Here is a 19,835-nt window from a genome sequence, read left to right on the forward strand (position 1 = left end):
TTTATGGCCAAATCATTACATGAGACCAACGACAAAATTCAGGATATCGCCGTTCTCGTTAGCTTGATTACCCCGGAGACGAAGCAAACCGGGATCGATCCGTCCTATTCTTTGGACGAATTGGTCCGGCTGGCGGAGACGGCGGGCGTGGAGGTAGCGGAGACGGCGGTGCAAAACCGCGACAAACCGGATCCGCGCTGGCTTATCGGTAAAGGCAAGGTGCTGGAGCTGAGGGAGCTCATGGACCGCCTGAGAGCGAATACGGCGATCTTCGACCAGGAGCTGTCCGGGGCGCAAGTGCGCAATCTGGAGGAGATGCTGGACGCCAAAATTATCGACCGCACGCAGCTGATCCTTGATATTTTTGCCCAGCGGGCCAAAACGCGGGAAGGGATCATTCAGGTGGAGCTGGCTCAGCTGACCTATCTGCTGCCGCGGCTGTCCGGCCACGGCAAAAACCTGTCCCGGCTTGGCGGCGGCATCGGCACGCGGGGACCGGGGGAAAGCAAGCTGGAGATGGACCGCCGCCATATCCGGCGCCGCATCGGCGAGCTGAAGCGTCAACTGGAAGAGGTGACGCGGCACCGCCGTCTGCATCGGGCCCGCCGCAAGGAGACCGGGGTCGTGCAGGTGGCGCTGGTAGGCTATACGAACGCCGGCAAATCCACGCTGCTGAGGCAGCTTACGAACGCGGATGTGTACGTGGAGAACCAGCTGTTCGCCACGCTTGATCCGACGACGCGCCTATTGCCGCTGCCCGGCGGCAAAGAGGTGGTGCTGACCGATACGGTCGGATTCATTCAAAACCTGCCGCATGATTTGGTGGCCGCTTTCCGCGCGACGCTGGAGGAAGTGAACGAGGCGGACTTGATCCTTCACGTCGTTGACGCGTCGTCGCCGATGCGTCAGGAGCAGATGGCGGTCGTGGGGCGGATTTTAACCGAGCTGGGGGCGGGGGGGAAACCTCAGATCGTTCTGTTCAACAAAATCGATCTTTGCCGGCCCGATGGCTTGCAGATGCTGCCCTCCGGCGAAGGGTTCTTAAAGATCAGCGCTTACGATGAACGGGACCTGGCCGCGATCCGCGAAGCGGTGCAGCGCAGGTTGTCCGGCGGAACCAAATCGTTTCGGATTCCGGCGGAGCGGGGCGATCTCGCCTCCGTTTTGTACCGGATCGGCGATGTGGTGAATCAGCAAATGGATGAGGCGGACATGATTTACGATGTGAACGTAAACCAGGCGGATTTTGCGAAATACGGGGATCAGCTCGCTCCTTTTGCGGTTCAAAAGCCTGACGTCCATGAAGAAACGAACGAATCGAGATAAGGGAGAGAGAACAACAAGATGGCGGTATTTTCGGATGAGATCGTAAATTGGCTAAAAGCGGCCGAGCGTAAGGCGGAAGGGAGGTTTCGGGAGATCGACGAAATCGTCGATCACAACTCGTGGAAAGTCATCGAAGCGTTTCAGCGGCACCAGGTGAGCGATTACCATTTTTCCGGATCGACCGGATACGCCTACAATGACCGCGGACGCGAGGTGCTGGATCTCGTGTACGCTGACGTATTCGGCGCGGAAGCGGCGCTCGTCCGCCCTCATTTCGCTTCCGGAACGCATACGATCGCGACGGCATTGTTCGGTGTCTTACGTCCCGGGGACGAACTGCTCTATATCACGGGCCGTCCTTATGATACACTACATAAAGTGATAGGTAAGCCGGGAGACGGCAGCGGCTCGCTGCAGGACTTCGGAATCGCCTATAACGAGGCGGAGCTAACTGCCGACGGCACAATCGATTGGAAGGCGGTGAGAGGGAAAATTACCGATAGGACGAGGGTGATCGGCATCCAGCGTTCGCGGGGATACGATTGGCGCGATTCCTTTACCGTCGAACAAATCGGGGATATGGTGCGCGAGGTTAAAGCGCTCAAACCGGAGGCGATCGTGTTCGTCGACAACTGCTACGGCGAATTTACCGAAGAACGGGAGCCAACCGAGGTCGGCGCCGATCTGATCGCCGGCTCTTTGATCAAAAATCCCGGCGGCGGCCTGGCGGAAACCGGGGGATATATCTGCGGGCGCGAAGACCTCGTGAAGCTCGCATCCTATCGTCTGACGGCGCCGGGAATCGGCGGGGAAGTCGGGGCGATGCTGGGGACGACCCGCGGCATATACCAGGGGCTGTTCCTGGCGCCGACCATCGTGGGACAAGCGGTCAAAGGCAGCGTCCTGGCGGCGGCGGTATTCGAGCGGGCCGGCTTCGAAAGCCGGCCGGGGTGGAACGAGCGGCGCACGGATTTGATCCAGGCGATTTCCTTCAGCGGTCCGGAGCAATTGATCGCTTTCGTGCAAGGCATTCAAAAGGCGGCCGCGGTGGACGGTCATGTCGTGCCGGAGCCTTGGGATATGCCGGGCTACGAGCATCCCGTGATTATGGCCGCCGGCACCTTCATTCAAGGGGGAAGCCTGGAATTGTCCGCCGACGCGCCGATACGCGCCCCTTATATCGCATACATGCAGGGCGGATTAACTTATTCTCACGTGAAATTCGGGTTGCTTACCGCCCTCCAGACGATGAAAGACCGCAACTTGTTGTGAGTTATCCTAACATATCTATTGACATGTTAGGATAACTCACATATGATAAGGTCAAGAGATTATATAACTGGAAGGTTGAGAGCGATGAGTGACGAAATTCGCAGAAATATGGCCTTATTTCCTATCGGTATCGTAATGAAGCTCACGGATTTGACGGCAAGACAAATCAGATATTATGAACAGCACGAGTTGATTGTGCCTGCGCGCACTTCGGGAAACCAGCGTATGTTCTCTTTTAATGATGTCGAGCGGCTGCTGGAGATTAAAGGTCTCATTGATAAAGGCGTTAATATCGCCGGCATCAAGCAGGTGATGAATCCGATGACGCGTGAATCCCAGGAGGCGACGGTGATCACGAAGGACACGGAAGAGAAGCGGAAAGAAATGACCGATTCTCAGCTTTACCGCATGCTGAAGCAGCAGTTGGTCACCGGGAGCAAGCCGAATCAGGTTTCCCTGATCCAAGGCGAGCTGTCCCGCTTTTTCAAAAAATAATCTAAATGTTGGGAGAGGTAATTCATGAGTTACACCAAAGAAGATATTTTGCGCATTGCCAAAGAGGAAAATGTACGTTTTATCCGCCTGCAGTTTACCGACTTGCTCGGTACGATCAAAAACGTGGAAATTCCGGTCAGCCAGTTGGAGAAAGCGCTCGACAACAAGATGATGTTTGACGGCTCTTCCATCGAAGGTTACGTTCGTATCGAAGAATCTGACATGTACCTCTACCCGGATCTGGATACCTGGGTGGTTTTCCCTTGGGTGACTGAAGATCGCGTTGCCCGCCTGATTTGCGACGTGTATATGCCGGACGGCACGCCGTTTGCCGGAGATCCGCGGGCCATTTTGAAGCGCGTGCTGAAGGAAGCGGAGGAAATGGGCTACACCTCGATGAACGTTGGTCCGGAACCGGAATTTTTCCTGTTCAAAACCGATGACAAAGGCAATCCGACGACGGAACTCAATGACCAAGGCGGCTACTTCGACCTGGCGCCGACGGACCTTGGCGAGAACTGCCGCCGCGAAATCGTGCTGACGCTGGAAGAGATGGGCTTTGAGATCGAAGCTTCTCACCATGAAGTGGCTCCGGGCCAGCACGAAATCGACTTCAAATATGCGGATGCGGTCAAAGCGGCCGACCAGATTCAGACGTTCAAACTGGTCGTCAAAACGATCGCGCGTCAGCACGGCCTGCATGCCACGTTTATGCCGAAGCCGCTGTTTGGCGTCAACGGCTCGGGGATGCACTGCCACCAATCGCTGTTTAGAGGGGATACGAACGCGTTTTATGAGGAAAGCGATCCGCTTGGCCTGAGCAAGGAAGCCCGTCATTACATGGCCGGTATTCTGAAGCATGCCCGCGCGTTCGCGGCGATCACGAACCCGACGGTCAACTCATACAAACGCCTTGTTCCGGGTTATGAAGCGCCGTGTTATGTGGCCTGGTCTTCCAGCAACCGCAGCCCGATGATCCGGATTCCGGCTTCCCGCGGCCTCAGCACCCGGGTCGAGGTGCGGAACCCTGACCCGGCGGCCAATCCTTACCTGGCGCTTGCCGTGATGCTCAAAGCGGGCCTGGATGGCATCAAGAAGGAGCTTCCGCTGGTGGAACCGGTCGATCGCAATATCTATGTGATGTCCGAGGAAGAGCGCGTCGAAGAAGGCATTCCAAGCCTGCCGGCCGATCTGAAGGAAGCGCTTGGCGAGCTGCTCCGCAGCGAAATCATTTCCGAGGCGCTTGGCGATCACGCCTTGACCCATTTCTACGAGTTGAAGGAAATCGAATGGGATATTTTCCGCACGCAAGTACATCCGTGGGAACGCGATCAGTACATGACGCTGTATTAATTGAGGAATCCCTTGGGGCCGTTGGCCTCAGGGGATTTTTGTTTTTTTGCGGGCAATAATGGGCTCAGCCTAGAATATCAACGCTTGACAGCCTGCTGCTGGAACGACTTTGTGCCGGATGAACGGCTAACCTGTCGGGGGAAACAGCTAACCTGTCGAGTAGAATAACCAACCTGTTGGATGGTACGGCTAACCGTCGGGTGGAACGATGCACCCCGTCGACCTTCAAAATAGCGGCACTTTATGTACTTATCATCCGGACCCAGGCATATTTATCCCCATTAGCGGCATTTTTTGTTCTTATTGACCTGTGAACGGTCCGGAATGCGGCATTTTCTCGAGGGCGGGGGAAAATAGCGGCATAAATTGTCTCTATTTCTCTCAAATTAACGGACTTCACCGGAATAACGGCGTTTTTTGTCCTTATGTTGTTCGCCGGACCGGAGATCCTCCTTCGATCCAAGTACCATCACACTGGAAGGCTCAGCGCAACGGGTTAAGATAAAAAATAATCTTATGCAGTTCATACTTTTTCCATCAACCGGCCTGGCGAGTCCGTTATTGGACTAGAATATTTTGGAAACTGTAATTTTGCCGTTTTTTATTCAGCGATTGGATACCTTATAGATATAAGGAGGTTGAATGAAATGGTTACCGCACTCAAAAGATATCAGCGGCGCCGGTATCGTTTGAAACAGTGGTGGGTTTCCGAACGGGCGGGATTCGGGTTTGGATGGGGAATGCGAGGCAGACGGGGAAAATCCGGCTACGGAACGATGCCTTATTTCCCGGATTTGGATTGGGACTAGCGGACGGAGGGGAGCATCATCCCTTTTCCGATGAAAATTTCAAGTGGAAAAAAGGACGCTGCAGATTGTTCTGCTTCGTCCTTTTTTCATTGCCGTAAAATGAATCAGTTCAGATCCCGGAACAAGCCCACCACTTTACCGAGGATGGTCACGTGCTTCAGACGCAGCGGCTCCATGGTTGGATTTTCCGGCTGCAGACGAATATGGTCCTTCTCCTTGTAAAAGGTTTTGACCGTCGCCTCGTCGTCTTCGGTCATCGCAACCACGATATCCCCGTTGTTCGCTGTCTGCTGCTGGCGGACAATCACGTAATCTCCATTATGTATGCCGGCTTCGATCATGCTGTCCCCAACTACGGAGAGCATGAAGATTTCTCCGTCTCTTGTGTAATGATCCGGCAGCGGAAAGTAATCTTCGATGTTCTCCGTGGCGGTAATCGGAACACCGGCCGTGACTTTGCCCACGACGGGAACGCGTGCGACGGTTTGAGCGAAGTTATTGAAACTCTCGGATTCTTCCTGATTCAACAGCTCGATGGCACGCGGCTTGGTCGGATCGCGGCGGATCAGCCCCTTCTTCTCCAACCGGTCCAAATGGCCGTGAACCGTAGAGCTGGAGGCAAGTCCTACAGCTTCCCCAATCTCCCGGACAGAGGGAGGGTATCCCTTGGCGCGAACTTCATTGCGGATAAATTCCAGAATGGCCTGTTGCCGGCTGGATATCTTTGACATATCGGATCAACCCCATTTAGTAACGTTTGGAAAAATTATAACACAGAACTTCCGTTCGCACAAACATTAGTTCTAAAAGTAAGTTTTAAAAAGAAATCAAAAAATAATCTTTTGATCACGAAGCGGATTATGAGCGGTTTCGACGTCGAATCTTGAATTCAGCCGGGCTTTAGCATATGCTTCCGAAGCATTTTTCCTAAGGAAACATCATTTCAGGTGCTCACGTGCTCAAAACGAACGCTCAGCTCCTAACGTCCCCGGGTTCAACCGACCTTCTCGGTGCTGAAAAACTGACTTTTTAAACTCGCACTAAAGAAAAAAAAGGGAACAATTGTTCGAAAAAAAGTGTTGAATCAAACAAATGTTCGTGTTATAGTAATGGCATAAATAAGAACGCTTGTTTGGAGTGATGAATTTATGCCAAGATACACTACCTATAGAAGCATCTATGACCAACCTTCTTTTACTCGTCCCGCAAAGAGAAGACTACATATTTCGGTGTTTCGTCACAGCCTCGCCAAGGTTGCCGTTTTTCTTCTGGTGCTGAGCCTTACTTGTACGGGCGTGGTAACGGCATTTGCCGCCTCCTCCGATTCCGGCCGTACGGAGCGGGAGCTTGAGCAAGTCGTTGTTCTGCCCGGGGACACATTGTGGGAAATCGCGGCTGAACATAAGCCGCAAGGATCGGACACGCGCGTCTACATCAAGAAGTTGATTCGCGTCAACGGGTTGAACTCTAGCGAGATTAAGGCGGGGGATATTTTGTTCATTCCTTTGGAATGACGATACGTACAACATACGGAAATCGTTATTTTCTTATATATGTTAGTGCGTGTTTAAAGGGGCTGTCGTCAAAGCGGACTTTTAAACCATTTCTATAAACTAAAGGGGCTTGCCATTGGCGTTCCGGAGTGATTTCCGCCGCCTTGACAAGCTCTTTTTCTCATGTCAAAGTAAGAATTAATGCCCTGCATGATGCTTGTTCCGCCAAAGTGCGGCTAAACCGGAATCATCGGAGCGCATAGTAAATGAATCCAGGAGGAAGATATGGACATCGATGCTTTGGTAAAGCGGATTAACGAACTGGCCCGCAAGCATAAAACGGAAGGTTTGACGCAGGACGAGATGCTGGAAAGAGCCCAGCTTCGCGAAACATACCTGGAGAATGTCCGCAGAAATTTTCGCCGGCAACTCGAATCGATCGAGATTGTAGATAAATAGGGGAGGAACATGCATGGCTTCGTTTGACCGGAAAGTGGAGCGGAATCAGCTCCGGATGCAGAAAAAAGGAAAGGGCCCGAATTTGGGGAGCAGGCAGGGCGGAAGAAACGCGAGAAGCGTCTTGGGACCTAACGGGGAAGGCGACGTCTTCAAAGGGCGTAACTTTATTTTGCCGATCGTGCTGTTCTTGTTGGCTCTGCTCTACGCCAGCGTCGGCATCATCGGGAATTCGGCCGAGGTGAATACGATGATGTATTGGATTACGATCATCCTTTACGCCGTGCTGGCACTCGCCATATTTCTCCGCAAGCCGTATTTGCGCATCAACAAAAGCTGGCTCTACACCTCGAAATTTAACCGGGACAAATCTCTGGATGCCGGAAATATCAGCAAAATCATCGTAAGCCGGAACAAAATCGTAATTGAGCCGAAAATCCGGGATGCAAAATGGGTATTCTACCGGACGCGCAACCGCTTTGACACCGAGGCGATGGCCGCGCGGCTGGAACTGTATGCCAACACGCATCACGTGAAGCTGGTCAAGGAATAAGGAAGGCGTTGTTCATTTGCCCCCATAGGGAGATCATGGAGCGAGGTTGAAACGATGACGATTAAAGCGGTTTGTTTTGATTTGGACGATACACTGCTGTGGGATGACCGCAGCGTAAAGGAAGCTTTTGCCGCGGCCTGTGAGTTCGCGGCGCAGCGGGTTCCGGGAATCGAGCCGGAAGAGCTGGAGGAAGCGGTGCGGCGGGAAGCACGCGGACTGTACGAGTCTTACGAAACGTATCCGTTTACGAAGATGATCGGGATTAATCCGTTTGAAGGCCTATGGGCTACGTTTTCGGCCGGAGAGCAGCCGGAGTTCCGCCAGCTGGAGCAGTTAGCCCCGGTATACCGCAAGGAGTCCTGGCGGCGCGGGTTAATGGCCGTCGGTGTCGATAACGACCAGCTCGGCGAGGAACTGGCGGAGCGGTTTGCCAAAGAGCGCCGCGCCCGTCCGCATGTTTACGAAGAAACGTTCCAAGTGCTCAAGGAACTTCACGGAACCGTTAAGCTGCTGCTGCTGACCAACGGCTGCCCGGCCCTGCAGCAGGAGAAGCTCGACGGCGTGCCGGAGCTGGCGCCGTTTTTTGACGAGATCATCATTTCCGGCAAGTTCGGCAAAGGCAAACCCGATCCGTCCATTTTCCGCCATGCGCTGGAACGGTTAGGGATCGAAGCCGGCGAAGGGATTATGGTCGGCGATAAGCTGACGACCGATATCAAAGGCTCGCTCAGCGTCGGCATGACGGCCGTATGGATCAATCGCGACGGAAAACAGCCTAGCGACGAAATTAAGCCCGATTACGAAATTTCGCACTTGTCCGAGCTGCACGATATTATCGCGCGATTGGCATAAGCTTCCCGTACGAACGTCCAATCTCAAAACGGATGTACGGAATAAGCGAAAAGGAGGGAAATCCATTGAAGGGAAAAGCCGGGCGGATCGCCGTTATGGTATTGTTGATCACGGTGCTTGGCGGCTGCGGACGGAGCGAAACGGCGGCGGTGGATAATGGACCGCTGGAGCCGATCCGGGTAGATCTTGAAGTAACGCCGGATACCGTTGAAAGCGGCGGGACCGTGACGTTTACCGCCAAGGTGGGGCATCGCGGGGAAAACGTCGATGACGCGCAGGAGGTTACGTTCGAATTTTGGAACACCGATGACGAAAACGCCGAGCACAGCAAAGTGACGGTAAAAAGCGCCGGAGACGGCGCCTATGTCCTCGAGCGCAAGTTTGCGGAGCCGGGAACCTATAAAGTGATTTCCCATGTGACCGCACGGGATCAACATTCGATGCCGTCCAAGCAGTTTACGGTACAGTAACGCCGATCGATCATTACATAAAAGCCCCCGCGCGCAACAACGATCAAGCTGCCTGCATCCGTTGAGATGAGGGCAGCTTGTTTTTTGCAACATTTCATACGCCTGTCCTCTCTTTTCTTCAACGCTTTATTCTGTTAAACTAAGTCTTAACGTTTTACGGGAGGGACATGATCATGAGCAAACCGAGCCTGGAAGACCGAATAAAAGAACGAATATTGATACTTGATGGCGCCATGGGCACCATGATCCAGCAGGAGAACCTTGTTCCGAGCGATTTCGGCGGGGAAGAGCTGGATGGCTGCAACGAGATGCTCGTTCTCACCCGTCCGGATGTGATTCAAGGCATTCACGAGCAATATTTGGCGGCCGGAGCCGACCTGGTAGAAACGAATACGTTTGGGGCAACCTCTGTTGTTCTGGCCGAATACGATATATCCCATAGAGCAAGGGAATTGAATTTGGCGGCGGCAAAGCTAGCCGTAGAGGCCGCGAAGAAATACAGTACGCCGGACCATCCGAGATATGTCGTTGGCGTGCTTGGTCCGACGACCAAAACGCTGTCCGTCACCGGCGGGGTCACCTTCGACGAATTAACCGAAAGCTACGAGGAGCAGGCCATCGCCCTGATCGACGGCGGCGTGGATGCGCTGATGCTGGAAACGTCCCAGGATACGCTGAACGTGAAGGCCGGAAGCATCGGGATAACGCGGGCGCTGCAAAAAACGGGGAAACAGCTGCCGCTGATGATTTCCGGAACGATCGAGCCGATGGGTACGACTTTGGCCGGGCAAAATATCGAAGCGTTTTTTATTTCGCTCGAGCATTTGAAGCCGATTTCGGTTGGACTGAACTGCGCCACCGGCCCGGAATTTATGCGCGATCATATCCGCACGCTTTCCGGCATTGCGAAAGCCGCGGTAAGCTGCCACCCGAACGCTGGACTGCCGGATGAAAACGGCAAATACCACGAATCCCCGGAATCGCTGGCCCAGAAAATGGCCGCGTTCGCCGAGGAGGGGTGGCTGAACGTCGCGGGCGGCTGCTGCGGCACAACCCCGGCACATATCGCCGCCCTGGCCCGAAAGCTGAGCGGATACCGGCCGCGGACGCTGGCCGGAGACCACCCTCCGGCGTTGTCCGGAATCGAGCCGGTTTATGTCGAATCGGCAAACCGGCCTTATTTGGTCGGAGAGCGAACGAATGTTCTGGGTTCGCGAAAATTCAAACGCCTCATCGTGGAAGGCAAATACGAAGAGGCTTCGGAAATCGCCCGGGCCCAGGTGAAGAACGGCGCCCAGGTAATCGACGTGTGCGTTCAGGATCCGGACCGCGACGAAGCGGAGGACATCAAGAAGTTTCTTGAACTGGTCGTCAAGAAGGTGAAAGTGCCTTTGATGATCGATACGACCGATCCGAAGGTCATCGACCTGGCGCTGAAATACTGCCAGGGGAAATCGATTATTAACTCCATTAACCTTGAGGATGGGGAAGAGAAATTCGAACGCGTCGTCCCGCTGATCCATAAATACGGGGCGGCCGTGGTCGTAGGGACGATCGACGAACGCGGACAGGCGATCACCCGCGAAGACAAATTGGAAGTGGCCAAACGTTCCCACGATTTGCTCGTGAACAAGTACGGATTAAACGCCGAGGATTTAATTTTTGACCCGCTCGTGTTTCCGGTGGGAACGGGGGACGAGCAGTACATCGGCTCCGCCAAGGAAACGATTGAAGGCATCCGGCTGATCAAGGAGGCGCTGCCTAGCTGCCAAACGGTGCTTGGGGTCAGCAACGTGTCTTTCGGTCTGCCGGAAGCGGGCCGCGAGGTGCTGAACTCCGTATTTTTGTACGAGTGCACCAAGGCCGGCCTCGATTATGCGATCGTCAACACGGAAAAGCTGGAGCGGTACGCGAAGATTCCGGAGGAAGAGCGGCGGCTGGCGGAAGAACTTATTTATCATACCAATGACGAGACGCTGGCCGCGTTCGTGGCGGCTTTCCGCAACAAAAAAGTGGAGAAAAAGGAACGGACGGTACAGCTGACGCTGGAAGAACGGCTCGCTTCCTACGTGGTGGAGGGCACGAAAGAAGGACTGATTCCCGATTTGGACGAAGCGCTGAAACGATACAGCGCGCTGGAGATCATCAACGGTCCGCTGATGGCCGGGATGGAGGAAGTCGGGCGGCTGTTCAACAACAACGAGCTGATCGTCGCGGAGGTGCTGCAGAGCGCGGAGGTCATGAAGGCTTCGGTTGCTTATCTCGAACCGTTTATGGAGAAAAACGAATCGAGCGTTAAGGGGAAAATCCTGCTGGCTACCGTAAAAGGCGACGTTCATGATATCGGCAAAAACCTGGTGGAGATCATTCTGTCCAACAACGGTTACCAAATCGTGAATTTGGGCATAAAAGTACCACCAGAGCGCATTATTGAAGCATATCGGGAAGAGAAAGCCGACGCGATCGGCTTGTCCGGCCTGCTCGTCAAATCGGCGCAGCAGATGGTGCTTACCGCGCAGGATTTGCGCAACGCGGGCATCGACGTGCCGATTCTGGTCGGCGGGGCCGCCCTGACGCGCAAGTTTACGAAAACGCGCATCCGGCCGGAGTATAACGGCATGGTTGTCTACGCCAAAGATGCGATGGACGGTCTCGACCTGGCCAACAAGCTGATGGATCCGGCGAGCCGGGAGCAATTGCGCTTGGAGATGGAAGCGGAGAAAGAGGCCGACGCGGCGGCGGTGGCCGTTGCCGAGCCGTTGCCTGAGCTGACCCGCGTCCACCGTTCGCAAATCCGCACCGACGCGCCGGTGTTTATCCCGCCGGATTTGGAGCGGCATGTGCTGCGCGATTATCCGATCGGCCATATTACTCCTTATGTGAATTGGCAAATGCTTTTGGGACATCATTTAGGTTTGCGCGGCTCCGTCGAGCAACTGCTCGCGGCGGGGAACGAAAAAGCGGTGGAGCTAAAACAAACCGTGGACCAAATTTTGCTGGAGGCGGTAACGGACGGTATTATCCGCACGCAGGCGATGTACCGCTTCTTCCCGGCGCAATCGTCGGGTAACGATATATTGATCTATGATCCGGCCGATCACGGCAAAGTGATCAAACGGTTCAGCTTCCCGCGCCAGCGGGTGGAGCCTTATCTGTGCCTTGCCGATTACCTGAGATCGGTGGACAGCGGAGAGATGGACTACGTCGGTTTTCTCGTCGTTACGGCCGGGCAGGGCGTCCGCCAATTGTCCGAGACATGGAAAGAACGGGGCGACTATCTCCGCTCCCATGTGCTGCAGGCGGTTGCGCTGGAGCTGGCGGAAGCGCTGGCCGAGCGCGTGCACCACATCATGCGGGACATTTGGGGGTTCCCGGATCCGGCGGATATGACCATGAAGCAGCGCCACGGGGCACGTTACCAAGGGATTCGCGTTTCGTTCGGCTACCCGGCTTGTCCGGATCTTGAAGATCAGCAGCTGCTGTTTGATCTGCTGCATCCGGAGGACATCGGGATCGCGTTGACGGAAGGCTTCATGATGGAGCCGGAGGCCTCCGTGTCGGCGATGGTGTTCGCTCATCCAGAGGCCAAGTATTTTAATGTGGACAAAGCATAAAATGCGCGTTCATAACCTCTTAAATAAAGAAGCTTCTGGCAAACCCTCCGATTTACGGAGGGTTTTGGCAGTCTATTTTGCCAGTTTTTCATTGATGACTTGATTACAACCGGAAGGACGATGTGCATGGAACTTTATTTTTTGGGGACCAATGCCGGGGTGCCGTCGCTGGAACGCAACGTAACCTCGTTGGCGCTGCGCCTGCTTGAGGAACGCCGTTCCTTGTGGCTGTTCGATTGCGGCGAAGGGACGCAGCACCAGATTCTCCGTTCGCCCCTGAAACTGAGCAAGCTGGAATATATCTTCATCACGCACCTGCACGGCGACCATCTTTTTGGCCTTCCCGGACTGATTTCCAGCCGCGCCTACCAGGGCGGGGATTCGCCGCTGACCATATTCGGACCCAAGGGTTTGAAAAAATTTGTGGAAACCACGCTTGGGCTAAGCGAATCGCGAATCGATTACAAGCTTGAAATCGTAGAACATGATGGAGGGCTGCTGTTCGAGGATGATACCTTTCGCGTGGAAGCCGCTTTGCTGGAGCACCGGATTGCCAGCTACGGATACCGCGTTGTCGAGAAGGACCTTCCCGGCAAGCTGGACGCCGCAGTGCTGGAACGCTTCGGCATTCGCCCCGGACCGCTGTACGGCAAGCTGAAGAAAGGAGAAAGCGTGGTAACGCCAAGCGGAGAAACGCTGCATGCCGTTGATGTGCTCGGAAAGCCGAAAGCGGGACGGATCGTTACGATTCTCGGCGACACCCGCCCTTGCAGCGAGGCCCAAAAACTGGCCCAAAACGCCGACGTGCTGGTGCATGAATCCACCTTTTTGCATGAATTGGCCGACACCGCGCACGCATATCACCACAGCACGGCTAGACAAGCGGCGCAGACCGCGCGCGATGCCGGAGCGCAGCATTTATTTCTTACCCATTTCAGCTCACGGTACAAATCCGAGGAACAGCTCGGCCGGCTGGAGGATGAGGCCAAAGCGGTTTTTGCCGGATCTGAGCTGGCCAGGGAGCATGTGCTGTATCCGGTTCGGCGCCGATGCGATCGGGAGAGCTGAAAAATATTTTCCGGGAAAGCGCAGGAAATGACAGCCGCCTGCAAAGTTTGGCATTGCGCCAAGGCCCGGTTTTCTTTAGCTTCGAGGGGCTTCGACGCCAACAAGCGCGTCAAGACGTTTTTTTGACAAATTCCCAAAAAAGCTAAGGCGGAAATTTGCCTGATCCTGGGTGAAATAGGTACAATGAAATGGATAGGTCCAAATGGGAAGGATGAAAATATTGCCTGAGAGATGGAAGGCGTTTCTGATTGACTTGGACGGCACGTTATACCACGGGACGCGGATGATTCCCGGTGCGGATCGCCTCGTTTCGGCGTTGCTGGACAAAAAGATCCCTTTTTTATTCGTCACGAACAATTCGTCCCGGACTCCGGAGCAGGTTGCCGGGCGTTTGCGGGCAATGGGAATTCCCGCCAAAGCGGAAGACGTCTGCACCTCGGCGGTGGCGGCGGCGGAATATATCGCTGGCGAGCTGCCGGCCGGCGTCAAGGTGGCGGCGATCGGAGAAGCGGGGCTGCTGACCGCGCTTCAGAATGCGGGGCTGCCGCTGGACGAGGAACAGCCGGATGTGGTCGTCCAGGGAATCGACCGCAATTTTACATACGAAACGTTGACCAAAGCGGCCCGCTGGATCGGCGGGGGCGCCAGGTACGTGCTGACGAATCCCGATCTGCTGCTGCCCTCGACGGGAGGTTTGATGCCGGGAGCGGGGACGCTGTCCGCCGCAATTCAAGCGGCTACGGGGGTCAAACCCGTCGTTATCGGCAAGCCGGCCGAGCCGCTGATGAATTTTGCCATCAAGCGCTTAGGCTTGCGGAATGAAGAAGTGGCCGTCATCGGAGACAACATGCTGACCGATATTGCCGCTGGAGTAAACGCGGGCTGCGGGACGATTTTGACGTTGACGGGAGTGACGACCGAAGAAAGGTTGCCGGACGCGATCAAAACCTCCGGCTTCCGGCCGGATGCGGTATGCCGAAACTTGGATGAGGTTGCCGGCCTGATCGGCTGACGTCCGGCGAAGACGAAGCAACGAATGAACCAATGAACGAACTTATGAATCCATGAAACGTTCCAAATCATGAACCACATGAACGAAGGGAAGATGACCCATGCCGGAACTGCCGGAAATGGAAAATTATCGAATTCAGTTGTCACAGCACATTTTGGATGTTCCGATGACGGAAATCACGATTCACCGGGAGAAGTCGATTAATATGGAGGCTGCCGCGTTTGCCGGGGAGCTCACCGGCAGACAAATCATTTTTATAGAGCGGCGGGGCAAGCATTTGCTGTTTCACTTGGACAACGGCAAACGCCTGCTGCTGCATTTGATGTTAGGCGGACTGCTTTATTTGGGCTCGCAAGAGGACCGGCCGGACCGGAACACGCAAATCGAAATTGCGTTTGCCGATGGCCAGGCGCTTTATTTCATCGGCCTGCGCCTTGGGCATCTGCATCTGCACAGCGCCAAGGAAGCAGAGGAGCTCATGGCGCATTTGGGCCCGGAGCTGCTTGACCGCAGAATGAACGAAGCGCGGTTCATCTCGATTTTGCGCAAACGCCGCGGCAGCTTGAAAACGACGCTCGTCAACCAGGACGTCGTCGCCGGCATCGGCAACCGCTATGCGGATGAAATTGCATTTGCCGCCGGATTGCTGCCGATGGCCAAGCTGCAAAACATGAGCGAAGAAGACTTGTCGCATCTCTATAAAGCGACGAGAGAAGTGCTCCTGGAAGCGATCGAAGCGGGCGGATACATCGAACTGCCGCTGTTCAAGAACGATACGCTCACCGGCGGGGCAAACGGGATTTGCCGCGTGTACGACCGGGAGGGAGAGCCCTGTCCGCGCTGCGGCGATTCCATCGTGAAAGCGGAAATGAACGGACGAAAAGTGTTCTACAGTCCGGGCTGCCAACATGACCGCTGAGCTGAAAATCGGGGGACATTTAAGCATTCGCGGGGGATATTTCGGGGCCGCCAAAGCGGCGCTGGGGCTTGGAGGCGGAGCCTTTCAGTATTTTCCCAAAAACCCCCGCAGCCTTACGGTAAAAAGCTTCGACCCGCGGGATGCGGCGAGCTGCCGAAGCTTTTGCCGCGAGCATGGCCTTGTTTCCGTGGCGCATACGCCGTATCCGAGCAATTTGGCGGTAAGTTCGGATGACACCGCCGCGTACCGGAGAGTCGTGGATTCGCTGCGCAACGACTTGGCCATTGCGGAAGCCTGCGGTTCTTTGGGAATTGTTGTTCATTTTGGCACATTTAAGTCAGGAAACCCCTTACAAGGATACCAAAATATTATACAATGTATTAATGATGTGCTCGACGGCTGGGAGGGGGCGGCGAAGCTGCTCATTGAAAATCAGGCCGGCGATCACGGGGATATGGGCATGACGATCGATGAGCTGGTGCAAATTCGCCGTTTGTGCCGGGATTCGGAGCGGATCGGCTTTTGCCTCGACACCTGCCATGCTTTTGCTGCGGGGATGTGGCGGGGAGAAGGCGATGAGGACTTTGCGGAGAAAGCCGAGCGGCTTGGGTTTTGGGACGGCCTGGGCGCCGTTCATTTCAATGATTCGAAATACCCGGTATTATCGCGAAAGGACCGTCATGCCCGCGTCGGCCAGGGTTATATCGGCGAATCCGGTTTTCGCTGGTTGCTGAAGATCGACGCCATCCGGAACGCACCGCTTATTTTTGAGAGTGAAACCGGAGAAGATGGGACCTATAGAGACGATTTGGAGCGAGTGAGGCGGTGGGTGGAACCCTAGAGAGGTTGTTCAAAAAGTCATCTTTTGATCACGAAGCAGGTCGTGAAGCGGATTCGACATCGAATCTTGAATTCAGCCGGGCCTTCCGTTGCTCACGTAGATCTATCTACGCTGCGCTACTCAGTCCCTAGCTTCATCCAACCTTCTCGGTGCTATAAACCTGACTTTTTGAACTCCACTTTGAGTGAAATACCGCGGAAAGGAAGAACTAAGTTGATTCATGTATATATGGACGATTTTCGCCGATGTCCACAAGGGTTTACGCTAGCGCGCACCGTCGACGAATGTCTGGAATTGCTGCGATTAACGGAGGTAGACATTTTATCGCTGGATTACGATATGGGACCGGGGGAGAAAAACGGTACGGACATGGCCGCGGCCATGGTGCGGGAAGGACTGTTTCCGCGGGAAATTTATTTGCACACGTCCAGCAATTCCGGAAGAAAGAGCATGTACGAAATTTTGTACCCGAACAAACCGGAGCATGTGCTGCTGCATAACGGACCGATTTCGTTCGAACGGCTCGATGAGATCGCCCGGGATTGCAAGGTGCCGCCCCAATCCAAATGGATTTGCACGGCCAATCACGGCTTCGCGCCGTATGCTCAGGAGGAGCTGCGGCGGGCGTTCGGCAGCGTGAAAAGCACGATGCTGATTCCCGGCGAAGTGTTTGCCGCCACCCTGCAGAAGGCGGTGGAGGAAGTGACGGGACAGCTCGCCGCCGCACCTCCGGTATTTCTTCGCCACGCTTTTTTGGTCGACTGGGAATGGTGTCCCGGCGAGCAAGCGGATGCCGATCGGCACGGCTGGCTGCCGGCCCTGCGCAAGTTTCTGCTGGGCGATTTCCGGCTGCCCGGCGCCCGCGTTGCCGTACAAACGCGCAAGTCGGAGGACGCCTTATGGAGCGGGACGGCCGCGGAAATGAAAGATGCGCTGCAAAATGAACTGCAGGAATTGGCCGGTACGGAATTCGTCGTCCGGGACGCGGACTGGGTGATCTCTGTGTTTGCCAGTCGCGACCGGGTTTATGCGGGCGTGGCTCGCCCGGAGGACAATCTGTCCGACTGGAACGGCGGGGCCATCCGCTTCCGGAAAGAGGAAGGGCAAATTTCGCGGGCCAAATTCAAGCTGCTGGAAGCGGAAGCGACGTTCGGCATCCCGTTTGCCTCGTTTCGCGAAGCGCTTGATATCGGAGCGGCCCCGGGGGGATGGACCTCCTTTCTGCTGGAACGCGGGCTGAGCGTAACGGCGGTCGATACGGCCAAATTGCATCCTTCCTTGCTGTCATCGCCGAAACTGACCTTTGTGCAGCGCAACGCCGACAGCGTAAAATTCAAGGAGCACCAGTTCGACCTGCTGGTGTGCGATATGAGCTGGAGCCCAAAGCTTGCCGCCAAGCTGGTAACGAGCCTGCTGTATGCGCTCGTCCCCGGAGGAACGGCGATCGTCACGGTGAAGCTGATGCACAAAAAACCGATGGCATTGATTCAAGAGGTCATTGGCATGTTCCAGGATGCGAGGCTGCAAGTGCAGCGGGCGAAGCAGCTGTTTCACAACCGCGACGAGATTACTTTGTATATGATTAAATATTAATGCCATAAATTAATTTCGTGCAAAAAAAATGCTTTACAATTGGTGCAAACCTGTCCTATACTAATTCCAAAATTATACAATGACCGCGAAGGGAAAGTATCCTGTTTCGCTGCCTTTGGCCTTACGGCTGAAGCGGTGGGATGGGGGCTTTCCCTTTTTTGCGTCTGAAAAGGAGGGGTTGAGCTTGTCTTTTGTGCCGCAGTTGGCCCCCGGAGATTTGCTGGCCGGGCGCTATTCGATTGAGCGGGTTGCCGGACAAGGCGGGATGAGCCGGGTGTACCTCGCTTCGGATTTGAAGCTGCCGGGGAAGGTTTGGGCCGTGAAGGAAAGCCAGGCGGCAGCGGGGCACAGCGTGCTGGTCGCCCAGGAAGCCGAGCTGCTCATTTCGCTGAACCACCCGCGGCTGCCGCGCATCGTCGATTTCATCCAGGAAGGCGGTACAGGTTATTCGTACATCGTGATGGATTACATCGAGGGGGAGCATTTGGATCGTTATGTGAAGACGCGGGAAGGACGTATGCCAACGGAAACGTTGATCCGGTTCGGCCTGCAAATCGCCGAGGGGCTGCATTATTTGCATACGCATCGTCCGCCCGTCATCCATCGCGACGTGAAACCGTCCAATTTACTGGTGGACGGCAAAGGCCAGGTCCGCTTCATCGATTTCGGCATCGCCCGCACGTATTCGCCGGATAAAGCCGAAGACACGGTTCAGCTCGGCACGGTAGGTTTTGCGGCCCCGGAGCAATACGGCGGACGCCAGAGCGACGGGCGCGCCGACTTGTATTCGCTTGGCGCGGTGCTGCTGTATTTGGGAACAGGCTGCAAATACAGCGCATGGACGCAGGAGGCGGAAGAGTGTTTGCGCAGCCGGGGGCACGGCGCGCTGCTTCCGGTTCTGGAGCGGCTGCTTCAGCAGCGGCCGGAAGCGCGTTATGCTTCGGCGGAAGCGGCCGGCGAAGCGCTGCGGGGAGTGCTCCGGCCGCAAGCGGCGGACAAAGCGGCCGCCTCCCTATCCGCTTGGGAGGGGTCTGTTTCCGGCGGCCAGCCTGCCGCCAGGGGGAGAACGGCGGTCATCGCCGTCATCGGCGCGTCGCCGGGAGCGGGAACGACCCACACGGCGATCGCGCTGGCCCATGTGCTGTCCCGCAGCGCCAAAAGGATCGCGATCGCCGAAATGGAGGCAAAATCGCCGGCTTTTCAGCGGCTTGCCCGGGCCGCGCTCGGCGAGTCCGCCTCCTCCGCGGAGCGGCAGTTTCGCATCGGCGGGGTTCAATACATCAGAGCGCCTTCGCGTACCGAATGGCTCGAGCTGCTGACCGGCGGATATGAGTATCTCGTATGCGATTTGGGGAGCGGCCGGCAAAAGGAACAGCTGGAGGAGTTCAGACGCGCCGATTTGTCCCTCGTCGTCGGCTCGGCCGCAGAATGGCGGGCGGAAGAGCTAGAGCGGTTCGCCGAAGCTGCGGGGTTGGCCGGGAAATGGCCGTCTACCTGGAAATTCTGCGTCCCTTTGGCCTCCGCATCCGCAGCAAAACGGCTTGCCAAAAGGCTGCGGACGCGCAGCGTGTACGCCATTCCGCCGGAGCCGGATCCGTTTGAGCCCGGCGAAGCCGTAACCGCGGCGCTTCGTGCGCTCTGCGGCGGCCTGCTGCCGCGGCCGAAGCGAGGCGGCAGAGGCTTTCTTGCAAAGCAGAAATTGTAGGTAG

At 55.6% G+C, this 19,835-nt stretch carries 18 protein-coding genes and 1 pseudogene; 18 read left to right on the top strand and 1 reads right to left on the bottom strand.

The window, feature by feature from the left end; all coding sequences use genetic code 11:
* Positions 1-3: 3 nt before the first annotated feature.
* The 5 genes from hflX (at position 4) to NYE69_RS18680 (ending at position 5,255) form a co-directional block, all read left to right on the top strand.
* On the top strand, positions 4-1,326 hold the full coding sequence (gene hflX, locus NYE69_RS18660; RefSeq protein WP_270619422.1) for a GTPase HflX: 1,323 nt from the start codon (positions 4-6) through the stop codon (positions 1,324-1,326).
* Between the two features lie 18 nt (positions 1,327-1,344).
* Positions 1,345-2,598 carry a methionine gamma-lyase family protein gene (locus NYE69_RS18665; protein ID WP_340927366.1) on the top strand — a complete coding sequence of 418 codons (1,254 nt, stop codon included), beginning with the start codon at positions 1,345-1,347 and terminating at the stop codon, positions 2,596-2,598.
* Between the two features lie 84 nt (positions 2,599-2,682).
* Positions 2,683-3,093, top strand: a complete 411-nt coding sequence (locus tag NYE69_RS18670) for a MerR family transcriptional regulator (RefSeq protein ID WP_326044580.1) — start codon at positions 2,683-2,685, stop codon at positions 3,091-3,093.
* Positions 3,094-3,117: 24 nt separating this feature from the next.
* Positions 3,118-4,446 carry a type I glutamate--ammonia ligase gene (gene glnA / locus NYE69_RS18675; RefSeq protein ID WP_036623132.1) on the top strand — a complete coding sequence of 443 codons (1,329 nt, stop codon included), beginning with the start codon at positions 3,118-3,120 and terminating at the stop codon, positions 4,444-4,446.
* Between the two features lie 647 nt (positions 4,447-5,093).
* Complete coding sequence (locus NYE69_RS18680) at positions 5,094-5,255, top strand: hypothetical protein (protein ID WP_164815291.1); 162 nt, start codon at positions 5,094-5,096, stop codon at positions 5,253-5,255.
* 104 nt (positions 5,256-5,359) lie between these two features.
* Here the strand turns inward: NYE69_RS18680 and lexA are convergent, their stop codons facing one another.
* Positions 5,360-5,986 carry a transcriptional repressor LexA gene (gene lexA / locus NYE69_RS18685; protein ID WP_036623131.1) on the bottom strand — a complete coding sequence of 209 codons (627 nt, stop codon included), beginning with the start codon at positions 5,984-5,986 and terminating at the stop codon, positions 5,360-5,362.
* 498 nt (positions 5,987-6,484) lie between these two features.
* Here lexA and NYE69_RS18690 point away from each other — a divergent pair, with 498 nt between their 5' ends.
* The 13 genes and pseudogenes from NYE69_RS18690 to NYE69_RS18745 all read left to right on the top strand — a co-directional run bounded on the left by NYE69_RS18690 (position 6,485) and on the right by NYE69_RS18745 (position 19,831).
* Positions 6,485-6,769, top strand: coding sequence for a LysM peptidoglycan-binding domain-containing protein (locus NYE69_RS18690; protein ID WP_326044579.1), 285 nt, complete (start codon positions 6,485-6,487; stop codon positions 6,767-6,769).
* 264 nt (positions 6,770-7,033) lie between these two features.
* Positions 7,034-7,207 carry a DUF896 domain-containing protein gene (locus tag NYE69_RS18695; protein ID WP_082207779.1) on the top strand — a complete coding sequence of 58 codons (174 nt, stop codon included), beginning with the start codon at positions 7,034-7,036 and terminating at the stop codon, positions 7,205-7,207.
* Between the two features lie 13 nt (positions 7,208-7,220).
* The gene (locus NYE69_RS18700; protein WP_328273151.1) at positions 7,221-7,757 is read left to right on the top strand and encodes a hypothetical protein; all 537 of its coding nucleotides are present in this window, start codon (positions 7,221-7,223) and stop codon (positions 7,755-7,757) included.
* Positions 7,758-7,811: 54 nt separating this feature from the next.
* Complete coding sequence (locus NYE69_RS18705; RefSeq protein WP_326044578.1) at positions 7,812-8,609, top strand: HAD family hydrolase; 798 nt, start codon at positions 7,812-7,814, stop codon at positions 8,607-8,609.
* 65 nt (positions 8,610-8,674) lie between these two features.
* Positions 8,675-9,079, top strand: coding sequence for a FixH family protein (locus tag NYE69_RS18710; protein ID WP_227872761.1), 405 nt, complete (start codon positions 8,675-8,677; stop codon positions 9,077-9,079).
* Between the two features lie 173 nt (positions 9,080-9,252).
* Positions 9,253-12,693 carry a methionine synthase gene (metH, locus tag NYE69_RS18715; protein WP_340927367.1) on the top strand — a complete coding sequence of 1,147 codons (3,441 nt, stop codon included), beginning with the start codon at positions 9,253-9,255 and terminating at the stop codon, positions 12,691-12,693.
* Positions 12,694-12,819: 126 nt separating this feature from the next.
* Positions 12,820-13,761, top strand: a complete 942-nt coding sequence (rnz, locus tag NYE69_RS18720; protein ID WP_340927368.1) for a ribonuclease Z — start codon at positions 12,820-12,822, stop codon at positions 13,759-13,761.
* A 220-nt stretch (positions 13,762-13,981) separates the two neighbouring features.
* The gene (locus NYE69_RS18725; RefSeq protein WP_340927370.1) at positions 13,982-14,773 is read left to right on the top strand and encodes a TIGR01457 family HAD-type hydrolase; all 792 of its coding nucleotides are present in this window, start codon (positions 13,982-13,984) and stop codon (positions 14,771-14,773) included.
* A gap of 100 nt (positions 14,774-14,873) precedes the next feature.
* Entirely contained in the window at positions 14,874-15,692 is an 819-nt protein-coding gene (locus tag NYE69_RS18730; RefSeq protein ID WP_328273159.1) for an Fpg/Nei family DNA glycosylase, read from the top strand.
* Positions 15,682-16,533, top strand: a complete 852-nt coding sequence (locus NYE69_RS18735; RefSeq protein ID WP_340927371.1) for a deoxyribonuclease IV — start codon at positions 15,682-15,684, stop codon at positions 16,531-16,533. The genes NYE69_RS18730 and NYE69_RS18735 overlap by 11 nt, the downstream gene beginning before the upstream one ends.
* A gap of 228 nt (positions 16,534-16,761) precedes the next feature.
* Positions 16,762-16,989, top strand: a pseudogene (locus NYE69_RS33755) (cyclic-phosphate processing receiver domain-containing protein); the annotation flags it as partial.
* Between the two features lie 75 nt (positions 16,990-17,064).
* A complete protein-coding gene (locus NYE69_RS18740) occupies positions 17,065-18,126 on the top strand; it encodes an SAM-dependent methyltransferase (protein WP_445744839.1) in 1,062 nt (353 codons plus the stop codon).
* 193 nt (positions 18,127-18,319) lie between these two features.
* On the top strand, positions 18,320-19,831 hold the full coding sequence (locus NYE69_RS18745) for a serine/threonine-protein kinase (protein WP_340930440.1): 1,512 nt from the start codon (positions 18,320-18,322) through the stop codon (positions 19,829-19,831).
* Positions 19,832-19,835: the final 4 nt, after the last annotated feature.

This window comes from Paenibacillus sp. FSL R5-0527, assembly GCF_038008055.1.
Lineage (GTDB): Bacteria > Bacillota > Bacilli > Paenibacillales > Paenibacillaceae > Fontibacillus > Fontibacillus macerans.

Bases quoted from the DNA above. Each gene is read 5' to 3' on its own strand.
- hflX (WP_270619422.1), top strand. From the start codon at position 4: ATGGCCAAATCATTACATGAGACCAACGACAAAATTCAGGATATCGCC.
- NYE69_RS18665 (WP_340927366.1), top strand. From the start codon at position 1,345: ATGGCGGTATTTTCGGATGAGATCGTAAATTGGCTAAAAGCGGCCGAG.
- NYE69_RS18670 (WP_326044580.1), top strand. From the start codon at position 2,683: ATGAGTGACGAAATTCGCAGAAATATGGCCTTATTTCCTATCGGTATC.
- glnA (WP_036623132.1), top strand. From the start codon at position 3,118: ATGAGTTACACCAAAGAAGATATTTTGCGCATTGCCAAAGAGGAAAAT.
- NYE69_RS18680 (WP_164815291.1), top strand. From the start codon at position 5,094: ATGGTTACCGCACTCAAAAGATATCAGCGGCGCCGGTATCGTTTGAAA.
- lexA (WP_036623131.1), bottom strand. From the start codon at position 5,986: ATGTCAAAGATATCCAGCCGGCAACAGGCCATTCTGGAATTTATCCGC.
- NYE69_RS18695 (WP_082207779.1), top strand. From the start codon at position 7,034: ATGGACATCGATGCTTTGGTAAAGCGGATTAACGAACTGGCCCGCAAG.
- NYE69_RS18700 (WP_328273151.1), top strand. From the start codon at position 7,221: ATGGCTTCGTTTGACCGGAAAGTGGAGCGGAATCAGCTCCGGATGCAG.
- NYE69_RS18705 (WP_326044578.1), top strand. From the start codon at position 7,812: ATGACGATTAAAGCGGTTTGTTTTGATTTGGACGATACACTGCTGTGG.
- metH (WP_340927367.1), top strand. From the start codon at position 9,253: ATGAGCAAACCGAGCCTGGAAGACCGAATAAAAGAACGAATATTGATA.
- rnz (WP_340927368.1), top strand. From the start codon at position 12,820: ATGGAACTTTATTTTTTGGGGACCAATGCCGGGGTGCCGTCGCTGGAA.
- NYE69_RS18730 (WP_328273159.1), top strand. From the start codon at position 14,874: ATGCCGGAACTGCCGGAAATGGAAAATTATCGAATTCAGTTGTCACAG.
- NYE69_RS18735 (WP_340927371.1), top strand. From the start codon at position 15,682: ATGACCGCTGAGCTGAAAATCGGGGGACATTTAAGCATTCGCGGGGGA.